We start from the raw sequence: 2298 nt of genomic DNA, 5'->3' as shown, positions 1-2298 counted from the left end.
CTGCCTCCTCTGCTGGAGTAAGGCAAGCGCGGGTGACGCACATTCGAATGCGTCGGATGCAACTGGCGCTGGCGAACAGCATTGTCTGGCGCAAGTCAGGCGATGATAACGCGGTTCCTCCCGCTTTGCTTCGCGCGGTACAGGGCAGCGTCTGCGCGCTGTACGAGGCTTTCCAGGATGTCGCTGTCGATGGCGGTGGTCGTTTTCATCGTCGCCACGCCAACGCTGGCAGATACGGTAATGCCGAGTTGCCCGATGAGCACAGGGGTGCCGCCTATTGCGGACCGTAATCGCTCGGCAATTACCGCCGCTTCCTGTTCCGTCGTGATGGTCAGCAGAGCAATAAATTCCTCGCCTCCAAACCGGGCGAAGAGGTCCCCGTCGCGCAGGACATCGTTGCATCGGCGTGCCACAGCCTTCAGCACCGCGTCACCCACCGGATGGCCGTGGGTGTCGTTGATTTGTTTGAAGTGATCCACATCCACCATCAGCAGGGCTACGGCGCGCTCGGCGGCCGCCGCGGCCGTCAGGATCTGGGAAGACTGCTCCTCGAAATGACGCCGGTTGGGCAGGCCCGTCAAAGGATCCGATTGGGCCAGCCCCCGCAGCCTGGCGGCAATTCGCAGTTCGGCCGTGACATCGGTGAACAGCCAGATGCGGCCATGCTGTCCGTCGCCGCTGACCGGATGCGTATCCACTTCGTACGTCCTGTCGCCCAGAACCCAGTGCTGGATGGCAGCGTAGTGGACATTGCCAACCTGCGCCGCATAAGCGGCTTCAAGGTCGGCATGATTGTCGCAGCGCTCTCGGAGCGCCCGCATGGGATCTGCCAGATCACTGGCACGGTGAGGCCCCGCGCGGCACGTCAGCAGCTCGGCCGCGCGTTCGTTGATCATCGCGCTTTGGCCATCGCCGTCGAACAGGACGATGCCCGACGGCACGCTTTCCAGCAGATCGTTGAACTGGTCGCGCATGGCCACTTGCCTGGCGGCCTCGCGGCGGGCCGCCAGAGTGCTGGCGATGCTGCTCGCCAGGAGGCGGACATATTCAACCAGCGGAGCAGGTGAGGGGGGCTGGGTCCATAAGAGCAGCAGGCCGCTTTTGGGCGCGTGCTGGGCGGGGGCCGGCACGAACAGGAGGCTGGCCGGCATATCCGGCAATGCATGGACCACTGCGGTGGGGAGACGAAACGCGTTGGCGGCGACAGGGATAGACGACCACGCGGTATCGAAGAGGCCGCTTCGAGAGAGGTTGAAGCTGCTGAAGCCCTGAGGCGGGGAGGAGGCCACAGGTGACGCGCGTCCGGCGTCATCGACCTCGAGTGCCATGACCAGGTCTGCTTCACATGCCACCCGCGCAAAGCCGCAGAGCTCGAAGAGAGCTTCGCTCGAGGACGGGATCACAGCCATGCCCCTGCCAGCCTTCGTTCGACAATTGCGAGAACCTCGGCCGGTGCTGTCATGTGGGGGAGATGGCCAGAGGCGCTGATGACATCGAGCGTGGCGTTCGGGATCGCCGCGGCAAGCCAGTCTCCCACTTCACGTGGCACGGCGACGTCGGAGGCGGCCTGGACAAGATGCACTGGCGTGGGAACGCGGCGAGCGGTCGCGCGCATGTCGGATCCGAAGATGGTGCGTGAGGTGTTGAGAGCTACGTCTGGCCGCATCTGGAACAGGGTGCGAGAAAAGTCGGCGACCGCTTCGCTGTCGTCGACCCCCACGACCATCGGTGCGAAGCCAGCGACCCACGCCTGGAAGTTGGCCGCCATGCTGGCGAACAGCTGGTCGAGGCCTTCCTGCTCGAAACCGCCCACGTAGCCGCCGTCGTTGAGGTAGCGCGGCGAGGCGCCGATCATCACCAGGCGCGCAAACAGGTCGGGGCGTGCGCAGGCAGCGGCCGCGCCGATCATGCCGCTCATCGAATGGCCCACAAAGATCGTGTCTTGCAGACCGAGTTCGTCGATAAGTTCGATCAGATCGTCGGCATAACCGAACATCGATCCGTGCCGATCGAAATCGTAGCTTTCAGCGCCGCCGGGTCCGCATCCCGGCAGATCGAACGAGATGACGTCAAACCGCTCCTCGAACCAGGGCCGCAAGGCGGACCATGCGTCCTGGTCGGTACCAAAGCCATGCGACAGGATCGCCGCCGTCTGGCCGGTACCGCTGCGCCGGCCATGCAATTTAGCGAAACAGCTCACGCATTTTCCATCGGAAGTTTGCCTTCGGGGAAACCCGTAGGCCAGATAGGGTTAAAGCTTCAACTGCGATCGCGCACGATCCGTCATTAGGAGCGCAA

Annotated in this window: 2 protein-coding genes; both read right to left on the bottom strand. The window is 63.8% G+C overall.

The features are described 5' to 3' along the window. Positions 1 to 95 precede the first annotated feature (95 nt). The gene (locus PMI02_RS21325; RefSeq protein WP_007686833.1) at positions 96 to 1409 is read right to left on the bottom strand and encodes a sensor domain-containing diguanylate cyclase; all 1314 of its coding nucleotides are present in this window, start codon (positions 1407 to 1409) and stop codon (positions 96 to 98) included. After that, entirely contained in the window at positions 1400 to 2200 is an 801-nt protein-coding gene (locus PMI02_RS21320) for an alpha/beta fold hydrolase (protein WP_007686832.1), read from the bottom strand. Before PMI02_RS21320 ends, PMI02_RS21325 begins: the two co-directional genes overlap by 10 nt. Positions 2201 to 2298 lie beyond the last annotated feature (98 nt).

Source organism: Novosphingobium sp. AP12 (assembly GCF_000281975.1).
GTDB lineage: Bacteria > Pseudomonadota > Alphaproteobacteria > Sphingomonadales > Sphingomonadaceae > Novosphingobium.
This window is presented reverse-complemented; position numbering and strand designations above follow the sequence as displayed.

Coding starts and splice junctions, on each gene's coding strand:
- PMI02_RS21325 (WP_007686833.1), bottom strand. CDS start 1,409: ATGGCTGTGATCCCGTCCTCGAGCGAAGCTCTCTTCGAGCTCTGCGGC.